Source organism: Bacteroidales bacterium (assembly GCA_023228145.1).
In the GTDB taxonomy this organism is placed as follows: domain Bacteria; phylum Bacteroidota; class Bacteroidia; order Bacteroidales; family CAIWKO01; genus CAIWKO01.
On record JALOBU010000010.1, the window covers coordinates 57,103 to 79,548 of the forward strand.

Consider the following 22,446-nt stretch of genomic DNA (forward strand, 5'->3'; position numbering starts at 1 on the left):
ATAAAATACACTATGAAAGCCCTTTGATGTCGTTATCGTTATTTAGGAACATTAAAATTTATTTGCCTGTTAATCTGTTATTTGTGACATTTAAAAAAAATTTTTCTTGACTTTTCATTTAAATAATATTTACTTTGCACTTCAAAGTACTTTTTAAAACAAATAAAATGAATCAGCAAAATGAGCATTTAAAAAATCTCTCAGAGATACGTTCATTGATGGAATCCTCAACCAAATTTTTATCACTGAGCGGGTTGGCGGGAGTATTTATTGGGGTAATAGCCTTGTGCGGTGCGGCAGTGGCATACATGTATTTGAATCTGGATGTTTTCAGTGATAATTATTACGTTCATTTATCAAGCGGCAAGGTTTTTAATTTCGGGAACATGGCATTTTTCGTTACGGATGCTGTTGCCATGCTTATATTGGCATTAACGGTCGGAATAATTTTTACTATCCGTAAAGCCCGCAAAAAAGAACTGGCTGTCTGGAATGCGGCAGTGAAAAAGTTTCTGGTTAATCTTTTTGTTCCTTTAGTAGCTGGAGGCTTGTTTTGCCTGGTTTTGTTGTACTACCATATTATTATACTTATTGCTCCCGTCATGCTGATATTTTACGGAATTTCTCTGGTGAGCGCATCGGTATTTACTTTCAAATTAATTCGTTATTTGGGCTACAGCGAAATAATTCTCGGCTTGCTTGCCTGTTTTTATATTGGTTACGGATTACTTTTCTGGGCCTTGGGTTTTGGAGTGCTTCACATTATTTACGGAATAGTAATGTATGTTAAATACGAGTAATGAGCGAAGAATTTGATATAAATAATCTGAACAAGGTTTTTGAAAGCCGTATCCGGCTTGGGGTGATGTCGGTGCTGAGCGTAAATGAAAGCATTGATTTTAATGCGCTTAAAAAACTACTCAATGTTACTGATGGTAATCTAGCCAGCCATATCAGCGCTCTTGAAAAAAGTGAGTACATTGTAGTTATGAAACAGTTTATTGGTAAAAAGCCCCGAACTACTTATAAAATAACAAAAACGGGCAAAGAAGCCTTTGTGAAACACCTGACTTTTCTGGAAAATATTATTCATAAAAACATCAAAGACAAATAAAAATCTGCGGATAACTGATTAAATTAGATATGTTTAAATAAATAACAGACAAACATCTAAAACCAAAAACATGAAAAAAAATGATTTTTTGCTGATTATTTCAGTGGCGCTTTACAGCGCATTGTTTTACAGGCAATCGCCGGGTATAAACTTCATGCTGTTTTCTTTTGCATTAATTATTTTGTTACTGATTAGAAACAAAACATTAATTAAAAACACCTATTGGTATGTAGCTGCGGCCGGAAGTATTGTTTCGGGGGTTTGTGTGATGTTGTACGGCACCTGGCTGGCATTTTTCGCCAATATGGTTTCATTAAGTTTAATATCAGCGCTAAGCATCAGCAAAAACTCGTCGGTATTGCTGGCGGGTATTTACGCTTTGTATTCCTATGTTTCATCCATTGGCTTTATGATTGTGGATTTTATTGAACGCCGCTCCACTAAAAACAAACCCATGGGAAGCAAATTCTGGATTAAACTTTCCATTGGTGTAGGAATTTTTGCGGTAATTGTGTTGTTTTTCTTCCTGTACCAACAATCCAACCCGCTTTTTAAAGACTTAACCCGAAAAATTAATCTCGATTTTATTTCTTGGCCATGGGTGCGATTTACATTTCTGGGATTTTTGATTTTATACGGGTTTTTCTATCACAGAAATTTTCCGGCAATTTACCGCTGGGATGTCAACATTCCAGAAAACCTGCAACAATCAAACTACGAAGAAAAAGGCAATATATTTTTCGGAAAAAAATTAAACGAAACGCTGGAGCGTCGCTCGGGAGTGATCCTGCTGGCCTTGCTTAATGTTTTGTTACTGGTAGTAAATGTGCTGGATGTAGTTTATCTGTGGATTACCAGACAATTGCCGGAAGGAATGACTCTGGCTGAATCGCTGCATCAGGGAACAGGGACTCTTATAGTTTCCATAGTGCTTGCAATTATAATAATTCTTTTCTATTTCAGGGGGTGCCTGAATTTTTCAGACAAAAACAAATATATCAAATGGCTGGCTTATGTATGGATATTACAAAATGTTTTTGTTTTAGTGTCAACAGGTTATCGTAACCTGCTTTATATCAGCGAATACAGTTTGACATACAAACGTTTGGGTGTTTATGTATGGTTGCTTTTAACAATACTCGGGCTTATCACTACTTTTTACAAACTTTGGCGTAAAAAAAGCAATCTTTACCTTTTTAAAGCCAACAGCTTGGTGGTTTATCTGGTGCTGGTGCTTTTCGCATGTTTCAACTGGGACCAGGTAATTACCCGCTTTAACATTAAATATTCAAAAAGTGTTGATAAAAATTATCTGGTGGAATTGAAATCCCCTGCCAGTTTACCCGACCTGCTTACCATGCCGCCGGATGAATTTGATTTTACCAAAGAAGCATTTGACCTGCAGAATGATTACAATTATTACAGCAGTTATTATTACGACAAATTGTTTTACCGGGGAAATTACACGGCCAAGCTTCACAAACGGCTGTACGATTTTCTGAACAACCTCAGCAACGTGGACTGGCGTTCGTGGAACCTGGCAGCAAGCCGCACCGAAAAAGAAATTTACCGGCTTAGTGATGAAGGAAAAATTGCCAAACTTTTGCTGCGCAAACAAAAGATAACAAACCTAAAGGCCCTTAAAAATCTTAAAACCCTTGAATATATCAATGTTGCGGAAAATCAAATCAAAGACCTTACCCCCCTTTCTGTTATGGACAAACTTGTTTTTCTGGATGTTTCGCAAAACGGAATTTATAATCTCGACAGCCTATCGTATATTCCTAATCTTAAGCAGCTGATTTTATCTAATAATTATATTAATGACTTTACGAAACTCAAAGATTTTAAAACACTCACGGAGTTAAACATTTCAGAAAATAGCGGGATTATTGACATTTCGCCGCTTGCTTCCCTCGACAAGCTTACTTCACTTGATATTTCTTCAAACGAGATAATAAATGCAGAAAGCCTGAAGAGTTTGATTAATCTGAAAAACCTCAACATCAGCAGTATGAAAAATTCTGAAACTATAAAAAATCTGCCGGTACTGGCCGGACTGGAAGAAATAAATCTCTCTAAAAATAATTTCAAACTGGACGATATTTCGCTGATTGAAAAATTCAAAGAGTTTAAAAACCTTAAAACCATTGATATTTCGGGCAACAATCTGAAAAATCTTTACCTGCTCACCGACGTAAAAAATCCGGCATTTTCTTTGTTTTTCGGCTGGGCAGAAGAAAAAAATGCACAGCCCATTTTTGCTTCACTCGTAAAACTTACGGCAGCATCAAACGCCATACGCAACCTGGAAGCATTGGCTTATTATCCCCAACTCAAGTACCTGGACTTGTCACACAACAGTCTGAACTCAACAGAAACACTTAAGATGCTTACCGAGCTGGAAACATTAAACCTGAGCAACACTTCCTTTGTGAATTTTGATGATATCTCAAAATTATCCAAACTTAAAACACTAAATATATCCTCTAATATGATTCCGGATATTTCAGCAATGACTCTGCCTGCAATTGAGGAGCTTGACCTGTCAAAGAATCAGCTGGTAAATATCGAACGATTAACCCAAATGAAAAACCTGAAAAAACTTAACCTGTCGCAAAACCTTATATATGATATATCACCCATATTGTATCTCAAAAAACTTGAAACACTTGATATTTCCACCAATTCAGTTTCTGATTATGAAGTGCTTTATAAAATGAAACAACTGAAAGAGTTAAAAGTCTCCAACATCACGCTCGATACATACAATTCGCTGAAGGAAAATCTACCAAATACACGCATCATTGCGAGCCAGATAAGCAAAAGAAGTTCAAAGTAACCCTTTAAAATAATAGCCATGAAAATAAATTTGTTCAAAGTATTGTTATACACATTTTTGGTTTCTTCAGTAGTTACCAGCATTGCTTATTTTATTTTACTTCTTATGTTTAATGACGACCTTTTTACCGGTAAGCACAATGATGAATTTTTTCTGATAAGTATCGCAGAACTTTCCGGCATTGCTTTTTTCAGCATACTGTATATGGTTTCTTTTTTTCTGCCGCTTTTCTACATTCAGAAAAAACAGATTGCCGAACATAAGCCCGAAGAGCTTTTCGGGCGTTTTATGCCGCTGGTGTCGCTGATTGCCTCGTTTTTTGCCTTTTTGGTTTTATTGATAGGCGAGCCCTACAACGGAATTGAAAGCATTGTCTGGATTAATTTCTGGCTGTTTTACCTACTTTCATATTCCGGGCTGGCAGCTTTTGTTTATCTGGTAAAAAACAATAAACGATGAACAAAACCTTAAAAACCACATTGTGGGTTGCAGTTTTTGCCATTGCTATGGGTTATCTCGAAAGCGCCGTGGTGGTATATATCCGCACCTTGTATTATCCCGAAGGTTTTGCTTTTCCGATGAAAGTCATCAGCAACGAAATAATGTTCACCGAATTTTTTCGTGAAGCTGCCACCATGCTCATGCTCTTAGGAATTGGTTTTATTTCCGGAAAAACGGCCATTGAGCGGTTTGCCTATTTTATTTTTTCGTTTGCGGTTTGGGACATTTTTTACTATGTATTTCTGTTTGTACTTCTTGGCTGGCCACAAACTTTATTAGCATGGGATGTATTGTTTTTTATTCCGGTAACATGGGTAGGCCCTGTGCTGGCGCCGGTGATAAATTCGCTGATGATGATATTGCTGGCTGCTCTCATTTTATTTTTTTCAGGGAGAAATAAAAAAGTTAAAATAAATGTATGGATATGGCTGCTTCTTGTTGTGGGCTCACTTATTGTGATTGTTGCGTATACAATGGATTATGCGGGTTTTATGTTGAAGGAATTTTCGTTATTGAAAATTATGGGCATAGGTAATACCGAACAAGTGATGGCTTATGCCACAAAATACATTCCTGTAAAATTTAACTGGTGGGTTTTTGCCGCCGGCGCCCTGATGCATTTTACTGCGATAGGATTATTGATAAGAGAAAACAGGAGTAAAAAGGACTGAAAATCCTATTTATTTTTTTCTCAATATAAAATCTTTAAGTGCATTGGCAAACTCCCAGTGATTGGCAATGTAGAAAAAAAGTTTGTCGTCAATTTCGAGTACGGGATATTTTACCCCATAACTTATTCCGGGTTTGGGCAGTGCTTTAAAAATCTTTGCATCTAAAATATGTGATAAAGAATCGTTTAAAATGATTTTCTGATAGGGGATAGTATCTTTATCAAGTACATTCATAACTGTTTCGCAACGGCCACACCCCGGTTTTGAATAAACGGTGATTGTATGAATTCCGTTAACAAAACATGATGTGTCGAAAAACTGGTAAGCCATTTTATTGGAGTCAATCACCTGTGCCACGTTGAATAATGAATACAAGAAGCCAAAAGTAAACAGGAAAGACGTTTTCATTTAATTAGTTTTAAAATACAAATTTAAGAAACGTAAGGAACTTTTAACCAGTGTGTCTGTTTTTTGATTTTATAAAAAGCATATCAATAGTTTCCTAAATTATATTTATCAATTATTATTATTTAATCTAAATGATTTCAAAACGGAATTTAAATTAGTAATGGTAAAGCATACCAAAAGCTTAAAAGCCCTTAAACAAACTGTTTTAAAAGAATTGTATTTTTGTACTCAATGATAACAACAAATTACCACACCCACACGTATTTTTGCGATGGCAGCGCTGAGCCGGGAAAATATGTGCTTGAAGCCATTCACAGAGAATTAACATCTTTAGGTTTCAGCGCCCATGCACCCTTGCCTTTTCAAACAACGTGGAATCTGGCAGAAGCCAATCTGGGACCATATTGCGGGGAGATTAACCGGCTAAAACAAAAATACAAAGAGCAAATAGAAATTTACCTTTCTTTAGAAATTGATTATATCCCGGGAGTTTCACAAAGTTTTGATTTGTATTCAAAAAACTATAATCTTGATTATACCTTAGGTGCCGTTCACCTGGTTAAAAGTCCCGAAAGCAAGGAAATATGGTTTATTGACGGGCCGGCAAGTAATTATGATAATGGGTTGAAAAAAATCTTTAAAAACGATATTCAACAAGCCGTTGCAGCATATTACACCCAGCTGAACGAAATGATAATTACGCAAAAGCCCGATATCATTGCACATTTCGATAAAATTAAAATGAACAACCGCGGCAGGTTTTTCGGCGAAAACGATGCGTGGTATAAAAAACTGCTGTCTCAAACAATTGAAATAATTGCTCAGAGCGGCTGCATGGTTGAAGTAAATACAAGAGGAATTTATACGGGCAAATGTGATTCGCTGTATCCGGGAATTGAAGCGCTGAAACAGTGTTTTGATTTAAAAATTCCTGTAACAATAAGTTCCGACGCGCACAAACCCACAGATATAAATTCTTATTTTGAAGAAACTGAAATGGTTTTAAAAAGAATTGGTTTTCAAAATATCCGAATTTTAAAAGACGGTCAATGGGTGGATAAAGCAATTTGAAAAATCAGAACAATCTGATTGTAATATGTTATAAAATCAGATTATTTAGACACAAAAAATTTTACCACAAAACACAAACGCCTACTACCAACGCAAATGGATTGGTAAGTATTGAAATATGCGGAGGCGCAGGTTTTGATACCATCAATTGGGCAAATGGACCTTATTTTATTGAAATAAAAAAAGCAGTAGTACCACCATTAACAACTTATACCATTACAGGCACAAGTCAATTATTAAGCGTTCCTTATGCTTTACACGCAAAAACTGCTGAAACAGTTTCTGATGGAATAACAGAACCCGACCCAATATTCGGCACATGGGACAAATCAACGGGTATTTCGATAACTGAGAGCCAAATCAGCGATTTAGGCACATATCTTACCACCGAAACTGACCCTGCTGTATCAGCAAATTTTGATTTCACAGGTGCAACAACAGGCGATTTATTGTAGTTCAACGGAACAAAATGGGTAAAAGTAAGTCCGGGTTATTTATCATCTGAAACTGACCCAATATTTGGCACTTGGGATAAATCAACAGGAATTGTAATTACGGAAAATCAGATTAGTGACCTCGACCATTTTACAAATGCTGACGAAACCGACCCAATATTTGTGGCATCTGTAGCAAGTGGTATTAGCGGAGCCGATACTGCCAATTGGAATAATAAACTTGACAGCTATACTGAAACTGACCCCTCTGTACCCACCTGCACCCAGGTTGGCCAAATGCAATACTGGAATGGTACAGCATGGGTTACTGTGGCAGCAGAAAATGAAGGACATGTTTTAACCTTTACAGGTGGTGCGCCAACGTGGACCACGACACTAGGCCTTAATGATGTTCTAAACCCCACTACCGGCGAGATATGGATGGACCGTAACCTTGGTGCTTCGCAGGTAGCAGCAAGTAGCACCGATTCCGCAGCTTACGGTGATCTTTACCAGTGGGGACGTGGAACAGACGGGCACGAAAAACGCAACTCCGTTATTACAATTACATTGGCAACAACCGATTCGCCCGGGCATGACGATTTTATAACCACTAGCAGTAGCCCTAATGACTGGCGGAGCCCGCAAAACGATAACCTCTGGCAGGGCCTAAGTGGCATCAACAACCCCTGCCCAAGCGGTTACCGCTTGCCAACAGATGCAGAATGAGAAGCCGAACGCTTAAGCTGGAGCAGCAACGATGCAACCGGTGCTTTTGTCTCACCACTTAAATTGCCCGTGGCGGGCTACCGCGACTACATCGATGGTTTTCTCATCTATGTGGCTTCCAGCGGCTACTATTGGTCTAGTACGGTAAGCGGCACCAATTCAAGCGACCTGGCCTTCGACATCTACAATGCCTTCATGAACAACGACGTCCGGGCGGACGGATTCTCTGTGCGTTGCATTAAGGATTGACGCTTTGAAAAGCGAAGAGGCCGAATTTTTAAATAAGAAACTATTTTAAAAATTAAGATTTCAGCACCATCTTACAATGCGCCATTCCAGCTTCATAAAAGACGTCGCCGGCAATTTCAAAACCGGCACGTTTGTATAAATTGCAGGCAGGAAGCTGCGAATGCAGATATACCAACTTGTTGAAAGGTACTACATCTTCAAGGACTTTTTTTACCAAAGCATCGCCTATTCCTTTGTTCCGGTATTCAGGCAAAACAGCAAAGCGTTCTAGTTTGATACCTTGTTCCGTTTTACGCCAGCGGGCAGTGCCCACGGGAATATTGTTGTATAATGCAAGGTAATGTGAGACGGTTTTTTCGTGTTCATCGTGTTCCAGTTCTTCCGGCACCCCTTGTTCTTTGACAAAAACTGCCTGACGAATAGCAAAAGATTGTTTGAATAAATCGTGATTGGAGAAAGAAAATGAAACAATTCGAATCATTGGTTTTTTTTCAAAGATACATAATGGAAAACTTTTTAAAGAACAAAATTTCCGGAATCTATTTACTCGCCTTTCGTATATTGCCCTTTTCTTAATATTGATTTTGATGGCAAAATGAATTGTAATTACAAAGCAAAGAGATATGAACGGGTAAATTAGTGGTTTTTTTTAATTGCTGCAGAGCAGCAACAGAGCGTTGGTAAGAAAATATGTCGGTGTCAGCGAGTGGTTTGTGTGAAGATTCGGAATATATTTTCTTGATTTTTTGGGTACTTTTGTATCAAGACAAAAGTACCAAAGAAAAAATGTTTAAAATTATCAACATCTAATTGAAGTGAAATAAATGAATTTTCTGATTAACTTTAATGGTGCAAGATGCGTGACGAGAAACTTAATTTAATTATCTTTGTTGAGAGTCACATTCGTTGGAAAAAATCAACAACTTAAATCATAAAATTATGTTTGAATTACCTAAACTACCTTATGAAATGAATGCCCTTGAGCCGTTTATTTCACAAAAAACCATCGAATTCCATTATGGCAAACACCACCAGGCCTATGTAACCAACCTCAACAAATTAATTCCCGGCACTGAATTTGAAAATGCCACACTGGAAGAAATTATAAAAAAAGCCAACGGCGGAATTTTCAATAATGGCGCGCAGGTGTGGAACCATACATTTTACTGGAACAGCATATCTCCAAACCCAAAACCAAAGCCCGAAGGAACATTGGCCGATGCGATAAATAATAAATTCGGCAGTTTTGAAGGATTTAAAGAAAAATTTTCTTCAGCTTGCGTTACCCTTTTTGGCTCAGGCTGGGCATGGTTGGTAAAAACCTCTGATGGCGGTTTGGATATTATTCAGGAAAGTAATGCAGGAAATCCATTGCGTAACGGGCTTGTTCCTCTTTTAACCTGTGACGTTTGGGAACACGCTTATTATCTCGATTTTCAGAACCGCAGACCGGATTATGTGGCCGAATTCTGGAAATATGTCAACTGGGATGTTGTAGAACAAAGATTCTAAAATCAGTGTAATCCGCGGGAAATAAAAAAGACATTCTCCCGCAGATGACACATATTCGCAAAAAAAAGGTAATCATGAATGAAGCATTAAAAAAAGCAGCCCTCATTGCACTCAGAGATTGCATGGGGCTTAAAGCAGAAGAAACCCTGCTCATCGTTACAGACGAAACCAAAAAAGAAATTGCAGAGGCTTTACACGAAGCTGGGAAAGAACTTTGCAGGGAATCATTCCTGGTAGAGATCAAATCGCGCGAGATCAACGGGCAGGAACCTCCAAAACAAATAGCCGATCTGATGAAAATAGTTGATGTGGTTGTGTGCCCAACGGCAAAATCGCTGACACATACCGATGCCCGCCGTGAAGCATCAAAACTGGGAGTCAGGGTAGGTACGATGCCCGGAATTACCGTTGATTGCATGATTCGTTGCCTGAATGCTGATATTGAAAAAATTGTTAACCTGACGGAATATATTGCAGAAAAAATGGCGGGAGTGAAGAACGTCAGAGTGGTTACAGAAAAGGGAACAGATATTATCATGCCTGTCGGCGGGCGCAATGTGCTTCCCAGCAAAGGTGTCATGCGTAATAGAGGAGAAAGCGGAAACCTGCCTTCCGGAGAAGTATACCTTGCTCCGTGGGAAGGCAAAACAAACGGGATAGTTGTGATAGATGGTTCTATGGCGGGTGTAGGAATGTTGAACACATCCATAACTATTGAGGTTGTGAATGGCTATGCCGAAAAAATTACCGGGGGCGAAGAAGCAGAACGGCTGATTGTCATGCTGGATAAGGTTGGCAGAGATGCCCGTGCGGTGGCAGAATTTGGCATAGGAACCAATTATAAAGCACAACTAACCGGGATGATCCTGGAAGATGAAAAAGTTTTTGGCACCATTCATGTAGCTTTCGGAAACAATGTGAGCATGGGAGGAAATATCACGGTGAGCAGTCATTTGGACGGACTTGTGAAAGAGCCGGATGTATATTTTGACGATGTGCTCATCATGCAAAAAGGGAAAATGATAGGATTTGAAATTTAAAAAATCAGCGCTAATCCGCGAAATCCGCGGGGAAAAGAATGGAAAAAAAATTCCCGCAGATGGCGCAGATACCCGCAGAAAAAACAAATATTATGTTAAAAGCAATTATTAAAACAGTTAAGGGCGATATGACCGTCAGCTTTTATGAAAAAGATGCCCCGGGCACAGTGAAAAATTTTGTTGACCTGGCAAAAAAAGGTTTTTATAACGGGCTCACATTCCATCGTGTTATTCCGGATTTTGTGATACAGGGAGGTTGCCCTCACGGAACCGGAGTTGGCGGGCCGGGTTATACTATTAAATGCGAACTGGACGGTGGCAATCAATATCACGACCGGGGCGTTTTGTCTATGGCGCATGCAGGAAGGGATACCGGCGGCTCACAGTTTTTTATCTGCCACAGCCGCCAGAACACAGCTCACTTAGACAGAAAACACACTTGTTTCGGAAAAGTTGTTGAAGGAATGGAAGTTATTGACGCCATCCGCCAGGGTGATGTTATCAATGCTGTTGAAATTATCGAAGAACAGAAATAATTATAGTTTTGACAGGCCTTCTAACAGGCGCTTTTGTTTTTCTTCTTTGCTGAGGCTTTCATAAGCCTGTTTTTCTTTCAGGAATTTCTGCCGCTTTTCTTCTTCAATGCGGTGTATTTCTTCAAGATATTTATTAATAATCCTGTTTTTGAGAAACTCAGAAGCTACCGAAGGGAAAAGCTCCAGTAGTAGTTCGTCTCGTTCGTTTTCGGCAAGTTTTACATCCCCGTAATCAGGGAAAACAGGATTGTCTTGCTTTTTATAATTACGGGTATCATAAGGGGTTTCCTTTTTGACTCCCGCAATTTTATAACGGAATTCAGGCTTAACAGGCATAGGCGTTTTTCCATATTGACCTTTAACAAGATTAACAAACTGTATAGATTTCGTTGTGTAAAAAGGCTGTCCTTTGTTTTCATCAATTACGCAGTTTACCGCCTGCACGCCTACTATCTGACTGGTGGGTGTTACCAGCGGTGGGCACCCGGCAGCAAGTCTGACGGTGGGTATGATTTCGAGTACACGAGGCAACAAATTTTCAAGTTTCAATTGCTTGAGTTGTACCAGCATATTGGAATACATGCCGCCGGGAATTTCGGCATTTTTAATGTTTTCATCAGGTTCAGGGAAGCCGAAATACTCTTCAATTTTGTGACAGCAATGCAATAAATCCTGTCCTTTGTTATTCTGAGCATATTCTATTGCCATTGTGAAAAGGTCATCAATAACACGCGGCAGGGCATCTTTTGTAATATCGAACTCACGCGGGAGCTTTTTATAATTGTCGAAATCGGCAAGTTCTGTTCTTATCTCTTTAAGTATTTTATTTATTTCAACAACTTTTTGCTGATTTACGCCGGTTTCTATACCAAGCTTGTTGCAAAATAATTGTATTAATTCGTATGCCGGCGCCGCAGAACCTCCTGCAAAATTCATAATAGAAGTATCGAGAACATCAACTCCGTTGATAATAGCCATCAGAGAAGATGCGAGCCCATAACCCGGTGTGCAATGCGTGTGAAAATTTAAAGGAATTTTCAGTTTTTCTTTGAGTAAGCGGACAATGCGCCCCGAACGTAAAGGAGGAATCAGCCCGGCCATATCTTTAATGGTAATCATGTCGGCTCCCAGTGCCTGTAGTTCAAGAGCTTTTTTAAGAAAATAGTCATCGGTGAAAATATTGCCTGGCAATTTTTTGGCACGTAACAAAGCTTTCAGTTTATCTTTCGAGCTGAAATAAGGGTCAACAGTGTAACATACTGTGGCATCAGCAATACCGCCATTTTCTTTTACGTATTTAATGCTTGATTTGATGTTATCCACATCATTCAGGGCGTCAAAAATTCTCATGATTCCAATGCCCGATTGAACGGAAAGTCGGCAAAACCCCTCAATAACTTCTTCCGGATAAGGATTATATCCAAAAAGATTTCTCCCTCTTGAAAGTGCCGTAAGCTTGGATGAATTGCTTATGATGTTTTTTATTTTTTCAAGCCTTTCCCAAGGATTTTCACCCAAATAACGCATGATTGAATCGGGGACGGCACCACCCCAAACCTCCATAGCATAAAAATTTGCATCCTTGTATAAATGGAGCGCTTTATCAACCTGTGTCTGAGTCATGCGTGTGGCAAAAAGCGACTGTTGTCCGTCCCTCAGTGTTACATCTCTTATTAATAATTTACGTTTCATATAGCGTTGAAATACAGTTTTTTAATGAAAAATTTATTTTAATATTAATTTATTGGCAAAGGTACATAAGTTTTACATCTTGTTTAATCAATCTCTAAAATATTTAAATTCAAAAGCAATAAAAAACAGTTTTCAAAAATCCATATTAATTATTATTCCTAATTTAGTAATCTCAAAAACAGATGTTAACTCTAAATCCATAGAATATGAAAAAAGCTGTTATTTTATTATGTGTTGTTGCTCTCGCAGGATTTGTTTTTCAGGGATGCAACATTAAAAAAATTGAAAAAACCATGACAAAAGAAGATTCTATTATGCAATTAAAAGTAAATGAATACGCCAAAGTGAAGCTAACTGCCAATTTGGGCAATCTTACAGAAAAAGAAAAACAACTTGTGGTTGCACTTATAGATATTGCAAAAATAATGGATGAGCTTTACTGGTTGCAAACTTTGGGTGAAAAAAATGAGTTTCTTGACAGCATTAAAAGCGAATACGCAAAGCAGTTTGCACTTATCAATTACGGGCCTTGGGATCGCCTGGACGACAACAATCCATTTATACAAAAGTATAGTGAAAAACCTCTGGGCGCAAATTATTATCCGCAGGATATGACCAAAGAAGAATTTGAAAAACTTGACAATAAGGACAAAACAGGCTTGTACACCCTTATCCGCCGCAACGACGACAAAAGCCTGAAAGTTGTGTGGTATCATGAAGAATATAAAGAGCAGCTTCAAAAAGCTTCTGAACTCCTAAAAAAGGCAGCAACACTTGCCGAAGACGAAGGTCTGAAAAAATATTTAGAACTGCGTGCCGAAGCCTTGATTACAAGCATTTATCAACCCAGCGACATGGCATGGATGGAAATGAAAAACAACCGCATTGATTTTGTGGTGGGCCCGATTGAAAATTATGAAGATGCACTTTACGAATACAAGGCAGCTTTTGAGGCTTTTGTGCTTATCAAGGATATGGAATGGAGTAAAAAACTGGACAAATATGTTGCATTACTGCCCGACATACAAAAACAACTTCCGGTAGAAGAGAAATATAAAAAAGAAGTACCGGGAACATCGTCCGACCTAGGGGTTTATGATGCTGTTTATTACGCCGGCGACTGCAATGCGGGCAGTAAAACCATAGCCATCAACCTACCGAACGACGAACAAGTACAACTTGAAAAAGGCTCGCGCAGGCTGCAGCTGAAAAATACCATGAAAGCAAAATTCGACAACATCATGGTGCCGATATCACAAAAGCTTACTGACCCGGCACAAATGAAACATGTGAAATTCGACGCGTTTTTCAATAATGTGATGTTTCACGAAGTGGCACATGGACTGGGTATAAAAAATACCATCAACGGTAAGGGAACTGTGCGCGAAGCGCTGAAAGATGTTTATTCCGCCTTTGAGGAAGCAAAAGCAGATATACTCGGCCTTTTCATTGTCACCAGCCTGATAGAAAAAGGCGAGATAAAAGAAATAAGCGTAGAGGATTGTTTTGTTACTTTTATGGCGGGAATATTCCGCTCAGTACGTTTTGGCGCCGCCAGTGCTCACGGGAAGGCAAATATGATGTGTTTTAACTTTTTCGAAAAGTCCGGAGCTTTTACCCGTAACGATGCCGCCACATATACTGTGGATTTTGAAAAAATGAAAACTGCCATGAACCAATGGGCAGCAACCATTCTTGTTTTCCAGGGGAATGGCGATTATGAAGGAGCTAGCAAATACCTGAAAGAAAATGCTTTGATAAACCCGCAACTTCAGAAAGAACTGGATGCGTTGAAGTCGGCTAATATCCCCAAAGATATTGTTTTTGAACAGGGAAAGGAAATTCTCGGGCTATAAAAATTTTTGTTTTGTATAAGAAGCTGCCTTTCTGTTCGTTTTTCCTATAAATAATCACTACAGCATGAAAAAAACACTTTGGTTCATTTTGCTTGTTTTCGTTGCGGGATTTCAAACTTTTCCCCAGAATTCTGCTGTTGACGATAGCTTAGTGATTAAAAAGATACAAGCGGATATTTGTATACTGGCTTCTGATTCAATGATAGGAAGGGAAACGGGGACTCCCGGCGAATGGATGGCCAGGAAATACATAGAAAGCCGTTTCAAAGAAATCGGATTACAATCTCTTTTTGACACATCTTATTTTGAAGCATTCGAATATTTTGACTCCGATTTTGTTGACCTGGGAACTTTTTTTGAACTTAACGGCAAAGCCCTGAAGCTCTATCTAGATTATTATCCGCTTGGCTTTTCCTCAAATGATACTGTATCTGGCGAAATGGTATTTGTGGGTACCGGCATTTATAATGAACGTGAAAAAGTAAACGATTACGCAGGCCTCGGTGATTTGAAAAATAAAATTTTTATTATGGACCTTGCAATCCCCGATAAATATTTAAAAAATAATGATTTGTGGGAGAGCACACAGAAAGTCTCGAGAGTAAACCTTGCTGCTGAAAGAGGTGCAAAAGCTGTGATTTTCTTTTCTTCCGACAAAAGTTATGGCATACCGGTAAAAAATCCCTCATTTTTTATTGAGCGGTGTAATATTCCTGTGGTTTTTCTGATGGATGCTTCCCTTATTGATGTAAAAAATCCCGGAAAGGCAAATGTTGGCGTAAATATAAAACGCAGCGGCAACCGTAAGGCTTGGAATGTGGGTGCTTATTTGGATAATCATGCCGAATACACTGTTGTTATTGGCGCACATTATGACCATCTGGGGATGGGTTTTTCCGGTACACGTGATGCTGGAAATTACGAAGTGCACAATGGGGCGGATGATAATGCCAGTGGGGTGGCAGGTGTGTTAGAAATAGCAGAAATGCTGGTGCATTCGGATATGAAAAATAATAATTATATTTTTTTGGCTTTTTCTGCAGAAGAAAAAGGACTGATTGGCTCCGCAAAATTTCTTGAAAAAGAAAGCTATCCACAGGAAAAACTAAACTACATGATAGACCTTGATATGATAGGGCGGCTCGATGATAAAAATAACCTGAAAATATACGGCACGGGTACTTCAAACGTATGGGACGATGCTATTGACAGAATCAGCAATCCAGAAATGAAAGTTACTAAAATAAAAACAGGTATTGGAGGCTCCGACCACACATCTTTTAATCAGAAACAAATTCCTGCCATATTTATACACACCGGTTTGCACGCGGATTACCACAAAGCCGTTGACGATTGTGAATTAATTAATTTTTCAGGGTTAAATGAAGTAATGAAATACACTTACAACATCATAAAATTCCTTGACAAAGCCGGCAAAATAAGTTATCGTCCGGCAACAGTTATTGATGAAATACTGATTAAATAATCTATCGTTATTGTTTAATTTCAAAAGAGTCAATTACCAGCATATTTGTATCTATGGCCTGTACAACAAGTCTGTTATCTTTAATTTTTAGAGTACAAAAATGATATGTGTTTGTAAAAAGCTGTGACTCGGGAATTTTTTTTGTTTTAGGATACATTGGGGCGCCGCCACCGGCAGTGGTAATATAATAAATACCGTTTGAAAATGCCTTTTCGTAACAATGGTTATGGGCGTTAAAAACGAGGTCAACACCGTATTTTTCAAATAACGGCACAAGGTTTTTGCGCAGCTTTTTTATTTGAGTATTATGCGGTCCTGAACTATAGACGGGCAGATGCATTATTACTGCACAAAATTTGTTTTTTTCGTAGTTATTCAGGTCGTTTTCAAGCCAAAGGTATTGTTCGGAATCCTTGGTATAATCTGAAAAATTATCAATAATTACAAAATGCATATTCATAATGTTTACCGAATACCATTTGCCATTGTTTGGCAGAGAAAAATCATGCGATACGGTTTTTGAATGCAGTTCATGGTTCCCATAGCAAGGATAAAACCGGCTACTGTCTATAATAATAGAAAAAAACTTTTTAAATGTAACCCAAGCTGATTTTTTTAACCCGTTGAAAACAATGTCGCCTGTATGAAATACTGCAACAGGTTTTAACTGCATGATCTTTTTTGAAATGCTTTGATTCACAAGGTGGTTAATACGTATATTTCCCGAAACTTTGGTGCGGGTGTCGCCAAATACCACAACAACAGAATCGGTTTGAGCCGGCAGAATTGAATGGCGGCAAATAATTAAAAAAACAAAAATCAGGTAAGAATAAAATTTTCTCAAAATATTTGATTGTTTTTACAAAAATAGAAAATCCCCGTATTTATATGTCTTTGTTGATTTTTATTATAAGAGTGTTTTGTTGTTAATTTTTGAAAGAAAACAGATACAATGGCACGGATGCAAAAATCCAGGCATAAAGTTTCTGCTCATTGAACTTATTCGGAATTATTTTATACTTTTATTGTGGAATTTCAATAAAAAAATATCTAATACCCGATTTTTTCAAATAATAACTTAAATCCTCACAAGCCATGAAAACAAAAAAATTTTTTATAGCAAGTCTTTTTGCCTTGCTTATTGTTTGCCTGCAGCTTAGCAGTTGCGGAAGCAAATCAGAACAAAAAAATTATGATAGCCCGGAAACAGGATATTATGAAAAGTCCCCTGCCACTTCAGCTGAAGAAGAGGTAACAGAAACAAAGGATTATAACACAAAAAGTGAAGGCCAAAAATTCAATGGAGTTAATGATAAAATTACACCGCAGGAAACTCAGGAAAAAATCCCGCAGAAAATCATTAAAACCGCCGATATCAGCTTTCAGGTGGAAAAATACATTACAGCGCGTGCAAAAATTCTGGAAATTATCAAAAAACACGGGGGTTATGTTTCTTCAGAAAACCAAACAAGCGACGAATACCGCACCAGCAATATCATGATAATCAGGGTAACGTCTTCTGTTTTTGATGCGTTGGTTGATGAATTATTAAAAGAAGCGGTGTTTATTGATTATAAAAAAATTGAAGCACAAGATGTTACTGAAGAATTCGTTGATATTAATGCAAGGTTGAAATCCAAAAAAGATGCCATGCAGCAATATGAAGCCATACTCAAAAAGGCTTATACCATCAATGATATTCTTGAGGTTCAGCAATATATCCGCACTTTACAGGAAGAAATTGAATCGCTGGAAGGCCGGCTGAAATACCTAAACAATAAAGTGGAGTTAAGCACCATCAATGCTACATTTTACGAACAGGGAAAGATTATACCTGCACAGAAAAACTCATTTGGCTACAAGCTTAAAGAAGCCTTATCGTGGGGTTGGCAAGGGTTGTTAGTTTTCTTTATCGGTATTATCTATCTATGGCCCTTGTGGATAATTTTAGGAATTTCCTTGTTCTTATTGTTTTATTTTCTGAAAAAAGCCCGTAAAAAAAGAGCTGCCCGCAAGCTTCAACAATAATAAAACAAATAAAAAATTTTAATAGCCCCACCATTAATGACGGGGCTATTAAAAATAATTTCAATCAAACAGGGTTTCAGCCCTTTTAAAAATAAATCTATTAAATCCATTTTTTAATATTTTTGTTTTTGAAAAAATTCAACTATGAAATCCAAACACGAAACCATCACCAGCGTAAGCAACAAACGAATTAAAAATATTGCATTGCTGATGCGTAAGCAATCCGAGCGCAAAGCTCAGAGATTGATGGTGGTGGAAGGCGAAAAAGAAATCCGTCAGGCCCTGAATGCGGGTGTCGTCCCGGATTCTGTTTTTATTTGTCACAAAATCGCTACAGACCAAGCGCTTGTTGAACAATGCACAGCAGCTTGCACGGCGGAAAATTTGTTTTTTATCACTAAAGATGTTTTTGCAAAAGTGGCTTACCGCGACGACAGCGGAGGAATTATTTTGCTTGCCAAAACCCGTTATTTACAATTAGACGACATAACACTTCCGCCAAATTCTCTGATTGTTATTCTTGAAAATGTTGAAAAACCAGGTAATCTGGGGGCAGTGCTTCGCACCTGTGATGCTGCCGGCGTTGATTTACTCATCATTTGCGATCCGGAAACGGATATATACAATCCCAATGTCATACGTTCGGGCATAGGTTGTATATTTACACAAAGAGTTGTTGTCTGCACTTCCAATGAAGCTATAGTCTGGCTGAAAAAAAATAAGATTACGGTTTATGCTGCCGCGCTGCAAACGAACGATTTTTATCATGAAGCCGATATGACAAACCCTGTTGCTTTGGTTTTCGGAACTGAGGCTTCCGGTCTTACAGAAAAATGGCTGCATACCGCTGACCAGATCATTAAAATCCCCATGCTGGGAACCATTGACTCGCTGAATGTTTCAAATTCCGTAGCGATTATGGTTTACGAAGCAAAACGGCAGCGGGGGTTTGCATGATTGTTTGCAGTATAAATTCATGAATTTATACTGCAAATCCAAACTGTTTTTTTATTACCTTTGCTGCAATAATGTTGTTTAAAAACTGTTATTACCAAAAACAAAAGACTGGTATGAAATTCATTAAATACTTCCTTCTTTTTTCTTTTGTTTTACTTTTTGCATCAACAGACAGTTTTGCTCAAATAGGTTTTTATTCTGATTCAACATCTGAATCCGGTATGGATAACCACAAAAACAACGCATCATTATTGAAGTATAAACGACTGGGTGTTTCGATGGAAATGGGCGTGGGTATAAGTGGCTCAAAATACGGAGCGGGGGCTTATACATATTTGTCCCCATTTCTGAGTTATCGCGTGTCTCCAAAATTCCGCCTCGATGTGGGAGCAAGTTATATTCAGGGTTTTAATAATTCAGGAATAAATGAATATTACTTTGGGAAAAATCCCGCATACCTTTCGATCTTTGCCCGTGGAAATTATCTGGTTTCTGATAAGCTGTTAATTTCGGGCGCCGTTTATAAAATGTTCGATCTGAACAAACCTGAAACAAGCGACATTTTATCACAGAAGAAAAAATTCAACAATTACGGAGTCATGCTGGGCGTGGATTATAAAATCACCGAAAATCTTACTATTGGCGCCCAGGTCAATTTCTCCGACCGCAATCCATATTATTATCCCGGCTCTTATTATAACCAGAACGAATTTGGCCCGGATTTTCATCAGGGAATGAACCAATACAACGGCTTTGGCGGGATTCGCCCTTATTACGGATTTGGGAGCTGGTAGAAGCAGAATTACATTAAAAAAAAGCCTTAGCTTTGATTTAACGCATTAAGAATGAATACAAGCTGTTTTTCAACAGGCAGCATTCCGTCGATCCAGATTATTTTTGTTCCCCTTCTCTCCATGCCCCGGAACCACGTCATCTGCCGCTTGGCAAACTGGTGTATGGCAATATTCAGCAAACGCTCCATTTCCTCATAGGAATATTGTTTCAATAAATATTTTGTAATATATTTGTATTCAAGTCCATAACGAATCAGTCGGCTTGGGCTGATACCCGAACTAATTAGTTTTTGCACCTCTTCAACCATGCCATCATTCAACCGTCTGGTTAAACGCTCGGTAATTCTTTTCCTCACCTCTTCCCGCGGTATTTGTACACCAAAAACATATTGTTTTTCAGGCAAATAAGAGTTTTTTTCTTTCGACTTTTCTTCAGAAAAATGCGCAATTTCTATGGCTCGTACCAGTCGGCGGCGGTTTTCGGTATCGGTTTCGTTGTGAAGCGTTTTATATGATTCTAAAATCTTTATTAATTCTTCATCGGTTTTGTTTTCAAGGGATTTGCGAAAAGTTTCGTTAACAGGCACATCAGGTACGACATAGTTTTTTAACACGGCCTCGATATAAAGCCCTGTACCTCCGCACAATATCGGAATATTTTTTCTGTATGAAATCTCTTGAAATACCCTTTTAAAATCATTTACAAAACGATGAAGGTTGTATTCTTCTCCAGCTTCGGCAATATCAATAAGGTGATAGGGAATTATTTTCCCGTTCATTTTATAATCATCCAAATCTTTCCCCGTTCCTATAGTCATACCGCGGAAAACCTGCCGCGAATCAGCACTGATGATTTCCCCACCGATATTTGCAGCCAGTGCAACAGCCAATTTGGTTTTTCCGCAAGCCGTAGGGCCAAGAATTGTAATAAAATAATCAGGGTTCAATTTCTTTTTTTTAGGATACCGAAATTACTATTTTTTTCTTTTACGAGGATTATCAGGACTAAAGACCTTTACTAACACTATTTAAATTTGATTTTTTTAATAAATGTCCTTCAAACAAAACACTATATTTGTAACCCAAAATCAAAAACTTATGACAGAAAAAATTCACCGTGTATTACGCGACTCTAAAGCTGCCCGCTGGGCTGCATTATTCATAGTATCATTTACCATGTTTGCTGGATATTTCCTGGCCGATGTAATGGCTCCGTTACAAACACTGCTTGAAAAGCAACTGAATTGGAATGCCAATGAATACGGTTTTTTTACCAGTGCCTACGGATGGTTTAATGTGTTTCTTTTCTTTTTAATTATCGGGGGCATTATCCTTGACAAAATGGGTGTGCGCTTTACCGGGCTCATGGCTGCCATGATAATGGTGGGGGGTACGGCAATTAAATATTGGGCAATATCAACTCATTCGCTGGATGGCACAATATTGTTCGGCTGGAAAGCCCAAGTGATGGTGGCGGCAATTGGCTATGCTATTTTTGGTGTAGGCGTTGAGGTTGCCGGAATCACTGTTACAAAAATTATTGTCAAGTGGTTTAAAGGTCACGAAATTGCCCTTGCTATGGGAATCCAACTGGCAGTAGCAAGATTGGGAACTGCATTGGCACTTTCCACTTCTGCACCTATTGCGAAAGCAGCAGGAACAGTTTCTATGCCGGTACTTATTTGTTTAATTGCTTTATGTATTGGGCTTCTATCTTTCTTTGTTTATACATTTCGCGATAAAAAACTTGATGCTTCAATAAAAGCAGCTAACCTTGACAATGATGCACCGGCAGAGGAAGAATTTAAAATAAAAGATATTTTCAGAATTTTAAATAATAAAGGATGGTGGTATATTGCCCTACTTTGTGTACTTTTCTATTCTGCTGTTTTCCCGTTTTTGAAATATGCAACCAACCTTATGGTTAATAAATTTGGTGTTGATGAAGCTGTTGCCGGTGTTATTCCCGGGTTGCTCCCATTTGGGAACATCCTTTTAACGCCTCTTTTTGGTGGTATTTATGATAAAAAAGGTAAAGGTGCGACAATAATGATAATAGGAGCCTTAATATTAATTCTTGTTCATGCCTTGTTTGCTGTACCTTTCCTGAATCACTGGTTTATAGCTATCTTACTAGTTATTACTCTGGGTATTGGTTTTTCTTTAGTTCCTTCTGCCATGTGGCCTTCCGTACCAAAAATTATCCCGGAAAGGCAATTGGGGACCGCATATTCCTTGATTTTCTGGGTTCAAAATTGGGGATTAATGGGTGTTCCTTATCTTATCGGATGGGTTCTGGATAAATATTGTGTTACGGGTCAAAATATTGTGGATGGACAGGCGGTAACCACATTCAATTACACGATCCCAATGTTGATTTTTATGGGATTTGGCGTGCTGGCACTAATATTTGCCTTTCTGTTAAAAGCTGAAGACAAAAAGAAAGGTTATGGTTTGCAGTTACCGAATATTAAAAAATAGATTTTAGAAATAATAAAATTGAGAGAGGTTGTCAAAATAGTTTCT

The 22,446-nt window shown here is 38.3% G+C and carries 22 protein-coding genes; 17 read left to right on the forward strand and 5 right to left on the reverse strand.

Translation table 11 applies throughout. From position 1 onward, the window contains the following. The first annotated feature begins 167 nt into the window (after positions 1 to 167). The 5 genes from M0R16_06715 (at position 168) to M0R16_06735 (ending at position 5,128) form a co-directional block, all read left to right on the forward strand. Entirely contained in the window at positions 168 to 800 is a 633-nt protein-coding gene (locus M0R16_06715) for a hypothetical protein (protein MCK9612577.1), read from the forward strand. Continuing rightward, positions 800 to 1,114, forward strand: a complete 315-nt coding sequence (locus M0R16_06720) for a transcriptional regulator (protein ID MCK9612578.1) — start codon at positions 800 to 802, stop codon at positions 1,112 to 1,114. The genes M0R16_06715 and M0R16_06720 overlap by 1 nt, the downstream gene beginning before the upstream one ends. 70 nt (positions 1,115 to 1,184) lie before the next feature. Then, positions 1,185 to 3,956, forward strand: a complete 2,772-nt coding sequence (locus M0R16_06725) for a DUF4173 domain-containing protein (protein ID MCK9612579.1) — start codon at positions 1,185 to 1,187, stop codon at positions 3,954 to 3,956. Between the two features lie 18 nt (positions 3,957 to 3,974). Beyond that, complete coding sequence (locus tag M0R16_06730) at positions 3,975 to 4,415, forward strand: hypothetical protein (protein ID MCK9612580.1); 441 nt, start codon at positions 3,975 to 3,977, stop codon at positions 4,413 to 4,415. Next, a complete protein-coding gene (locus M0R16_06735) occupies positions 4,412 to 5,128 on the forward strand; it encodes a hypothetical protein (GenBank protein ID MCK9612581.1) in 717 nt (238 codons plus the stop codon). Before M0R16_06730 ends, M0R16_06735 begins: the two co-directional genes overlap by 4 nt. A gap of 9 nt (positions 5,129 to 5,137) precedes the next feature. Here the strand turns inward: M0R16_06735 and M0R16_06740 are convergent, their stop codons facing one another. Then, on the reverse strand, positions 5,138 to 5,536 hold the full coding sequence (locus tag M0R16_06740) for a glutaredoxin family protein (protein MCK9612582.1): 399 nt from the start codon (positions 5,534 to 5,536) through the stop codon (positions 5,138 to 5,140). Positions 5,537 to 5,767: 231 nt separating this feature from the next. Here M0R16_06740 and M0R16_06745 point away from each other — a divergent pair, with 231 nt between their 5' ends. The 3 genes from M0R16_06745 to M0R16_06755 all read left to right on the forward strand — a co-directional run bounded on the left by M0R16_06745 (position 5,768) and on the right by M0R16_06755 (position 7,770). Then, positions 5,768 to 6,607, forward strand: coding sequence for a histidinol-phosphatase (locus M0R16_06745; GenBank protein ID MCK9612583.1), 840 nt, complete (start codon positions 5,768 to 5,770; stop codon positions 6,605 to 6,607). Continuing rightward, entirely contained in the window at positions 6,604 to 7,062 is a 459-nt protein-coding gene (locus tag M0R16_06750) for a hypothetical protein (protein MCK9612584.1), read from the forward strand. Before M0R16_06745 ends, M0R16_06750 begins: the two co-directional genes overlap by 4 nt. Positions 7,063 to 7,224: 162 nt before the next feature. Beyond that, complete coding sequence (locus M0R16_06755; GenBank protein MCK9612585.1) at positions 7,225 to 7,770, forward strand: hypothetical protein; 546 nt, start codon at positions 7,225 to 7,227, stop codon at positions 7,768 to 7,770. Positions 7,771 to 8,071: 301 nt separating this feature from the next. Here M0R16_06755 and M0R16_06760 read toward each other — a convergent pair whose 3' ends face one another. Next, positions 8,072 to 8,500 carry a GNAT family N-acetyltransferase gene (locus M0R16_06760; protein ID MCK9612586.1) on the reverse strand — a complete coding sequence of 143 codons (429 nt, stop codon included), beginning with the start codon at positions 8,498 to 8,500 and terminating at the stop codon, positions 8,072 to 8,074. Positions 8,501 to 8,955: 455 nt separating this feature from the next. Between M0R16_06760 and M0R16_06765 the strand changes: the two genes are divergently transcribed. The 3 genes from M0R16_06765 (at position 8,956) to M0R16_06775 (ending at position 11,107) form a co-directional block, all read left to right on the forward strand. Continuing rightward, a complete protein-coding gene (locus M0R16_06765; protein MCK9612587.1) occupies positions 8,956 to 9,531 on the forward strand; it encodes a superoxide dismutase in 576 nt (191 codons plus the stop codon). Positions 9,532 to 9,605: 74 nt separating this feature from the next. Continuing rightward, complete coding sequence (locus M0R16_06770) at positions 9,606 to 10,571, forward strand: aminopeptidase (GenBank protein ID MCK9612588.1); 966 nt, start codon at positions 9,606 to 9,608, stop codon at positions 10,569 to 10,571. Between the two features lie 92 nt (positions 10,572 to 10,663). Continuing rightward, on the forward strand, positions 10,664 to 11,107 hold the full coding sequence (locus M0R16_06775; protein MCK9612589.1) for a peptidylprolyl isomerase: 444 nt from the start codon (positions 10,664 to 10,666) through the stop codon (positions 11,105 to 11,107). Here M0R16_06775 and M0R16_06780 read toward each other — a convergent pair whose 3' ends face one another. Continuing rightward, entirely contained in the window at positions 11,108 to 12,799 is a 1,692-nt protein-coding gene (locus M0R16_06780; protein ID MCK9612590.1) for a carboxylase, read from the reverse strand. Between the two features lie 206 nt (positions 12,800 to 13,005). On the opposite strand from M0R16_06780, the gene M0R16_06785 reads away from it, so the two are divergent. Together M0R16_06785 and M0R16_06790 are read left to right on the forward strand one after the other, a co-directional pair. Further along, a complete protein-coding gene (locus tag M0R16_06785) occupies positions 13,006 to 14,655 on the forward strand; it encodes a Zn-dependent hydrolase (protein MCK9612591.1) in 1,650 nt (549 codons plus the stop codon). A 64-nt stretch (positions 14,656 to 14,719) separates the two neighbouring features. Next, positions 14,720 to 16,141 carry a M20/M25/M40 family metallo-hydrolase gene (locus tag M0R16_06790; protein MCK9612592.1) on the forward strand — a complete coding sequence of 474 codons (1,422 nt, stop codon included), beginning with the start codon at positions 14,720 to 14,722 and terminating at the stop codon, positions 16,139 to 16,141. Between the two features lie 7 nt (positions 16,142 to 16,148). Here M0R16_06790 and M0R16_06795 read toward each other — a convergent pair whose 3' ends face one another. Continuing rightward, positions 16,149 to 16,985: a metallophosphoesterase gene (locus tag M0R16_06795; protein MCK9612593.1), complete on the reverse strand. Its 837-nt coding sequence runs from the start codon at positions 16,983 to 16,985 to the stop codon at positions 16,149 to 16,151. A 251-nt stretch (positions 16,986 to 17,236) separates the two neighbouring features. On the opposite strand from M0R16_06795, the gene M0R16_06800 reads away from it, so the two are divergent. The 3 genes from M0R16_06800 (at position 17,237) to M0R16_06810 (ending at position 19,920) form a co-directional block, all read left to right on the forward strand. After that, positions 17,237 to 18,169, forward strand: coding sequence for a DUF4349 domain-containing protein (locus M0R16_06800; GenBank protein MCK9612594.1), 933 nt, complete (start codon positions 17,237 to 17,239; stop codon positions 18,167 to 18,169). A gap of 144 nt (positions 18,170 to 18,313) precedes the next feature. Beyond that, the gene (locus M0R16_06805; GenBank protein MCK9612595.1) at positions 18,314 to 19,126 is read left to right on the forward strand and encodes an RNA methyltransferase; all 813 of its coding nucleotides are present in this window, start codon (positions 18,314 to 18,316) and stop codon (positions 19,124 to 19,126) included. A 113-nt stretch (positions 19,127 to 19,239) separates the two neighbouring features. Continuing rightward, complete coding sequence (locus tag M0R16_06810; GenBank protein MCK9612596.1) at positions 19,240 to 19,920, forward strand: porin; 681 nt, start codon at positions 19,240 to 19,242, stop codon at positions 19,918 to 19,920. A 26-nt stretch (positions 19,921 to 19,946) separates the two neighbouring features. Here M0R16_06810 and miaA read toward each other — a convergent pair whose 3' ends face one another. Then, entirely contained in the window at positions 19,947 to 20,867 is a 921-nt protein-coding gene (gene miaA, locus M0R16_06815) for a tRNA (adenosine(37)-N6)-dimethylallyltransferase MiaA (protein MCK9612597.1), read from the reverse strand. Between the two features lie 151 nt (positions 20,868 to 21,018). On the opposite strand from miaA, the gene M0R16_06820 reads away from it, so the two are divergent. Further along, the gene (locus M0R16_06820; protein ID MCK9612598.1) at positions 21,019 to 22,401 is read left to right on the forward strand and encodes an MFS transporter; all 1,383 of its coding nucleotides are present in this window, start codon (positions 21,019 to 21,021) and stop codon (positions 22,399 to 22,401) included. Positions 22,402 to 22,446: the final 45 nt, after the last annotated feature.